Raw genomic sequence first — 6,720 nt, forward strand, 5'->3', positions numbered from 1 at the left:
AATACAATCTTTCTATTTTGAAAACATTTTTCAAGGCAATAAAAGTATTTTAGAATAAAGAATTCCTATTAAGACATTTAAGTAGAATGGCATTTCAAAAGATAAAAAACCAGACACCACCAATTCAATGATTATCAACCTTTATACACGTAATTCTTATAATGAATAAGTGATCGGAAATCGGTTCTTCTGATTATCACTGTATCTATTTTGAGGGCTAACTCTCCCTTTTTTTGCTTAATTATTTCTTTTTACCCTATTCCTTTATTCCTTCAAATTTCGTTATTAAAACGAATAACCTTTTTCTGGCAATCTCTTTTATTTTAAAGGGAATGCACTTACTTTGTGCAGATTTTTTTTAGAAAAGCAATCTTCTATTATGAACAGGTCAAAAAAAGTACTTTTAATAGCCTTTATCATATTTATGACTATAATCCTTCTCCTAATTATCGATTTTAGTCGGAGAACATCCTTTCCAGGACATAAAGTTGAACCAAAAATAGAACAAAGTTCGGATAACAACACAGTAGATTGATTTCACCTGGCTAAACAATGAAAAATACTTCAAATTGAATTATTTTAAAAATTCCCAAAGACTTCCTCAGCGATCTTTTCACTAAAAATTTAATTACCTTAACTACCCTTTGGGTATAGAATTCTTATGAACCACAGCAGAAAAGAATATTTTGGAGAAATCCTTCAATCAGAAGGCTTTTCCTTTGAAAAGGATGCAACAGACCTTCTTACCATTGCCCGTTTAAAAAAATGGAAGGCCTTTGACTTATCTATGCAGGTTTATAAGGATCTATCAGGTATTAAGAATAATCTTCCTATTAAAGATCTTAATTGGGATTTTAAATTGAATCAAACAGTAGTACTGCTCGATAATTCCTCCCATTTCAATCGCTACCGTTCTATCACTCTTCGTAGCTCACTTTATCCTCAAATAAAAAGTTTTCCATTGGAGCCATATAGAAGGTACTGTCGAAAATATGAAAAAGAGTGCCTCAAATCAGCCATTAGAGTTGGGCTATGGGCCAACCCTGAAGCTGAGGAATATTTTGGAAAACCAGCTGAAGCTGGTGACTTTTTTGGAAATGGTTCTCCTGGCTGGAAGTTAACAGCGATCAATGCTTTTTTTCAGGATTTGGCAGCTTTTCATTATGGTTATCAATTAATCCGAATTTCGGTACATGATGAACTGTTTAGCGAGAATAAATTACAACGACTTGAAAAATTATTTGAAAGCAGAAATGAAAAAAGTAAAGAACTTCTGACCAAGTACTTACATCGGAGATTGACAGAAGTTAAAGCTTAAGAAATCAGTGGTAACTGCAGAAACGAAAGACTTTGTCCTCCTAATTCAAATCAATATTAATTCTACTAGAGCAGATATAAATGAAAAAGCTCTTCTAATCTTTGAGATCGTAGGAAAAAATACATTTTCAAAGATATTAGAAATCAATTCTGAATTTGAATTCCCAATTGGACAACATTTAATGATCCAAGACTAAATTTTGCCTACACCAACCAAAACTCCTTTAATTCAATAACTTCTGACTTTGACCAAATTGAGGGAAGTTTCAATTTTATTTCTTGGGGTATTAATCTGAATATTAGCAGCAAATTATACCTTTTATTCATGCTACTTTTAGGTGACCAACGTTGTTTTACTAAGAAAGGACCTACTATCTTATACTTTAATAAAATCTTATAAGGAATTTGAATCAAAAAGCCATATATTAATCTATAAATATCACCAATAAATAACAGAAAAATTATATGGAAAATAAAATTGGTATCTGGCTTGACAGCGAAAAATCATTTATAGTTTCGTTGTCCAAAAATGGAACAAACATTCGAACCATTGAATCAGAAGTTGAGAATCATGTCCGCTCTTCAGGAGGAGTAAGAAATGTATCCCCCTACTCCCATCAAAGTGGTTTTAACCCAAGAAAACTGGACGAAAGAAGGCAACAAAATCTTAAGGAGTATTTTTCGGAAATCATAAGAGACACCCAGGATGCATCGGAAATATTCATTTTTGGTCCCTCTAATGCAAAACTTGGTCTGGAGAAAGAGATGAAAAAACATAAGGGTTTAGCCAATAAAATAATGGCTGTAGAACCCGCCGATCAGATGACCGAAAATCAACTAGTGGCAAAGGTTAAAAAATTCTATAATAACCATTAACACTTTTTTGGCTAAGAGTTCAGCAATAAAAAGGCCAAAGGTTGAAAACCAAGTGTTGTAGAGATTAACAATCCAAAAAGGATCAGCTTTTATCGCTTCCCATACAGGAGGAAGGAAGATAATTAAGAAAAGGGAATGAGTAATTAAACATTTTATACTTATTCCCTCCTTTTTAAATTAGTCCCTTACAATTAAGATTTGGAAATCCCTGATTCTTTCAAAGCTTCCTTAAATTCATCTTCGGCTATTTCAAAAAAACCATCTTCCTCAATCATTTCTTGAACATCTGCCTCCGAAAGCTCATATTCATCACTTTCCCATGTTCCTTCCTCACAAAGAAGTTCAAACCCTTCATAGATGAATTCATCTGTGGGGCTTGAAAGGTTCTTTATCTGAAGATAAACTACTCCATCTTCAAAAATACATTTCAGGAATTTAATCGAATTTTCAGGCAAATTGATGGATTTCATCTAAATCAATATCTATTTGTTCCACAATAAATTTAAAATCGGCAGGATTATTCACATAATCCAGTTCATTAACATCTAAGATCAAAATACGGCCCCTACTGTAATCGCGGATCCACTTTTCGTATCTCCAATTAAGATTTTCAATATATTTTAAATCAATCGTTTTTTCAAAGTCCCTCCCTCTCACCTTTATCTGCTGTTCCAGTTTAGCAAGATCCGAGCGTAAATATATCAGCAAATCGGGCGGGGCCACCACCTGAGTCATGATCTGATAAAGGTCCATTAAGTTTCTAAAATCACGATCTGAAATAAATCCAGAATGAAAAAGGTTTTCGGCAAAAATTTCCGTTCCCTCATAAATAGTTCTGTCTTGAATAACAGTTTGCTTAGCTCTTTTAATACCCTCCAACTGGTGAAAACGATGATTTAGAAAAAACACCTCCAATTGAAAGGACCAACGGTGCATATCTAAATAAAAGTCCTTCAAATAAGGATTATTATCCACCTCTTCAAAAGCCCCTTTCCAACCGTAATAATCGGCCAGCATTTTTGTCAAAGTTGTTTTACCCGAACCGATATTTCCTGCCACAGCTATATGCATATAAACAACTTTTCTATAGGATTGAATAACAAATGATTAAAAATTGCTGCCATAATTGATTCAATTAATTCCCTTCGGACCTCAATTCACTTTTTCAATTCTTATGACAACCCTAAATTCTTGATTTATAATTCTTAATTTAAACTACCTTTATTTTCTGATTCAATTCAGTCTTCACCTGATTAAGGATAAACTGAAAATCCTCAGGCCTTTTGGTATAATCCAAATCATTAACATCAATCACCAACAAATTTCCTAATTCATAATTAGCAACCCAATCCTCATAATGTCGATTAAGCCCTTCCAAATAATCTGGTTGAATTGCATTTTCATACCCTCTACCCCTTTTCTTAATCTGCTCCAACAACTTAGGCAAATCTGCCCTCAAGTAAATAAGCAAATCAGGGGCCTGAATATGAGGAATCATAGCTTTAAAAAGGGTCATATAATTTTCAAAATCCCGAGAGGACATTTTGGAAGACTGATGAAGATTAGTCGCAAAAATATAAGCGTCTTCATAAATGGATCGATCCTGAACCACCTTAATTCCACTTTTTCTAATTTCGGTAATTTGATTAAATCGATTATTTAAAAAGAAAACCTGAAGATGAAAAGCCCAACGTTCCATATCCCCATAGAAATCCTTCAAATAGGGATTATCATCCACTGATTCATACGCTGCTTCCCACCCAAAATGTTCCGCCAACTTCGTGGTTAGTGTCGTTTTTCCACAACCAATATTTCCTGCTATAGCTATATGCATTTCTTCTTAATTTAGCCCGCAAAATTATACATCTTAAGTAGAATTAAAAAGAAAAGTTTAGTAGTCCAATATCGGAGAAAAATTGACCAACCATCCAAAAATTCAACATTATAAACCCCATCCTCCAAGCCGTTTAACATTAAAACTTTAACCAAAAGGCAGTTACAACAAAAATAAAGAAAAACAAAATTGCATTATTTCAACAACCTACCACTAGGGTGGTTCCAATAAATATCTATTATTTTATAAAAATAAATCTCACACTTCTGCTCTTAAGGTTATTTTGAAGTTCCTCCCAGGCGCACTAATCCCTGATGAATAAGGCCTGTAATGATGATCCAAAAGGTTATCTAAAGCCAGGTTGATTTGAAAAATACTATTAAATTGAAAAGAAGCCTTTAAATTGAGAGTGTACCAAGCGGGGCTTCCCGAAGGGGCATATAAATGAGGTTTTTCTTTTTCTTCAGGTGCAATATCTTCCCAAGCCAACTTTCCATTGTATACAACTAAAAACTCTCCCCTTATTCTCTTTTTCTCCCAACGAATAGCCGTTTGTCCAAAAAGAGGTGTAACATGTCTAAGGGGTTCTCGGCTTTTCAAATCCATTCCCCTGGTCCAATTTAATGTAGACTTCAAACTGAAAAATTCATTCAATTGAGACTTAATACTTAAACTACTACCCAAAACATAGGCCTTTCCTGCATTCACCAAAGCCTGAGTTCGCAAGGTATCTCCTTCAAGGACCAGCACATCCCTACCCTGGTAAGCAAAATCTCTCCTGACCATGGCGTTGATTAAGTAAGAATAATAGGTTACCCAATCAAATTCAAAGAAATTTCCCAATTTTTGGTTAATTCCAATCTCTGCATTGTAAGAATATTCAGGACCCAAATCTTGATTAGGAACGGTGATCACATCTCCTCCTGGGCTAAATAGCTTCCCGACATCATCCACATTGGGCGATCGAAAACCGGAAGAAAGTGCAAAATTGAAGCGTCTACTTTTATTGGCCTGATAGGTCATCCCTAAACTTCCAGTTACTGCATAATTATCTTGATCGTAACTATGAGTTTGACCCTCAGAAAAATCACCATTATCGACAGAATTAAGCATAATTCTGCTAATTCGAGCTCCTGCATTTAAATTTAAACCTGGAAGAATCAACCATTTGAAAGCAGAATAGGCAGAATAAGAACCATAATCACTACCACCATTGGGGTACCGGCTGTGTGCAAATGAAATTTCTCCTGATTTAATATTCAAATATGAAGCATCTGATTCAACCCGGTTATAAATTCCCTCTAATCCATAGTTGAGACGTGTTTGTTGGGATAACTGTTTATCAAAATCCACATTTACCGACCAAATCCCAACATGCTCTATTTGACTCCTTCGCTTTTCATCATTTAATTTCCTGCTATACCTGCTTTCCTCTACCGTTTGTCTGGCAAGAGAAACTTTAACTGCATCAAAGATTTTATTAGAACGATAATAATTAAGTTTCAAACTATTCATTAGCCATTTCTGGGGGCCATAATACCATTCTGCAAATTTCAACTGGTCATCCTTATATTCAGTCAGTCTGTCATATCGGGGGATATCAGAAGTGGTCGTATAGTAAAAACTTAATTCAGCATCCCAAAACTTGGAAAACCGAAAGCCAAATTTCTGCATAAAGTTAAATTGATTATAGGCAGAACCCACCTGAATATTTTCATTGGGATTGACACGGATTTCATCCCTTCCTCCTACTGAAATAACATATTCTGGTCTTTTACCAAAATCAGGTTCAGATTTTAACCGAATTGACCCCGTTCTTAAATCACCAAAATCACTATATGACAAACTTGTGAAGGTTGCCAAGTTCTTCGACCCTATAGAAAAAGAAAGGCTTCCTGTTTTTTCCTGGTTGGCTGTGCTATACCGGCTACTAGCTGAGGCATGAAATTCCTTTTTGGAGGTTTGAGTATAGGAAAGTGACTGGGTAATAAAATTCATCGTCCCTCCCATGGCATCACTACCGTACATTACAGAGGCTGGCCCAAAAATCACCTCCACCCTTTCCAGTACTTTTGGGTCAATGGAAATCACATTGTGAAGATTTCCACTTCGATAAATGGCATTATTCATCCGATTTCCATCTATTAACAATAGGACGGAATTGGCCGAAAAACCTCTCATTTTAGGACTCCCTCCTCCCATTTGACTTTTTTGAATAAAAACTTGCCCCGTTGAGGTCAATAAGTCTGCTGAAGTTTGTGGGGAATCAAATGTGATTTCATTCGAATTAATGGATTTTATTTGAAATGGAACTTCATTTTCTGATGTCTCCCATTTGTTCGCTGAAATAACCACCTCTTCTACTTGGGAAACCTTTTCTACTAGGGTGACAAGGAAAGATAGATTCTCTAATTCTTCAAAACTCAATTCTTGTATATAATAACCTGGGTGTTGAAGGACAATTGATTGCCCCTTTGGAAAACCTTGTAAAGAAACAACACCTGAACTATCGGTTTGGCTGTAAACATTTTTTTTGGAACTATAAACAAGCACATTTTCGATAGGAAGGTGAGAAATCTGTTGATAGACTTTTAAATTTTGGGCTTTTAAAAGTGATGCTAAAGAAAAAAAAGAAAGTAAAAGCCAAAGTATTTTACCTCTGAAAGATAGTTCCAAATTATTATAAAGTTAAA

At 34.9% G+C, this 6,720-nt stretch carries 6 protein-coding genes; 2 read left to right on the forward strand and 4 right to left on the reverse strand.

Going from position 1 to position 6,720, the window contains the following annotated elements:
• Positions 1 to 661: 661 nt before the first annotated feature.
• Complete coding sequence (locus E1171_RS10735) at positions 662 to 1,318, forward strand: DUF7255 family protein (protein WP_155206006.1); 657 nt, start codon at positions 662 to 664, stop codon at positions 1,316 to 1,318.
• A 464-nt stretch (positions 1,319 to 1,782) separates the two neighbouring features.
• The gene (locus E1171_RS10740) at positions 1,783 to 2,193 is read left to right on the forward strand and encodes a hypothetical protein (RefSeq protein WP_155206007.1); all 411 of its coding nucleotides are present in this window, start codon (positions 1,783 to 1,785) and stop codon (positions 2,191 to 2,193) included.
• Between the two features lie 191 nt (positions 2,194 to 2,384).
• Here E1171_RS10740 and E1171_RS10745 read toward each other — a convergent pair whose 3' ends face one another.
• From E1171_RS10745 to E1171_RS10760, 4 genes are all read right to left on the reverse strand, one after another.
• On the reverse strand, positions 2,385 to 2,663 hold the full coding sequence (locus E1171_RS10745) for a hypothetical protein (RefSeq protein WP_155206008.1): 279 nt from the start codon (positions 2,661 to 2,663) through the stop codon (positions 2,385 to 2,387).
• A complete protein-coding gene (locus E1171_RS10750) occupies positions 2,641 to 3,264 on the reverse strand; it encodes a deoxynucleoside kinase (protein WP_155206009.1) in 624 nt (207 codons plus the stop codon). The genes E1171_RS10745 and E1171_RS10750 overlap by 23 nt, the downstream gene beginning before the upstream one ends.
• 139 nt (positions 3,265 to 3,403) lie before the next feature.
• Positions 3,404 to 4,027, reverse strand: coding sequence for a deoxynucleoside kinase (locus tag E1171_RS10755; protein WP_155206010.1), 624 nt, complete (start codon positions 4,025 to 4,027; stop codon positions 3,404 to 3,406).
• Positions 4,028 to 4,285: 258 nt separating this feature from the next.
• Entirely contained in the window at positions 4,286 to 6,580 is a 2,295-nt protein-coding gene (locus E1171_RS10760) for a TonB-dependent receptor domain-containing protein (protein ID WP_187696391.1), read from the reverse strand.
• Between the last annotated feature and the right edge of the window lie 140 nt (positions 6,581 to 6,720).

The organism is Xanthovirga aplysinae (genome assembly GCF_009711365.1).
GTDB lineage: Bacteria > Bacteroidota > Bacteroidia > Cytophagales > Cyclobacteriaceae > Xanthovirga > Xanthovirga aplysinae.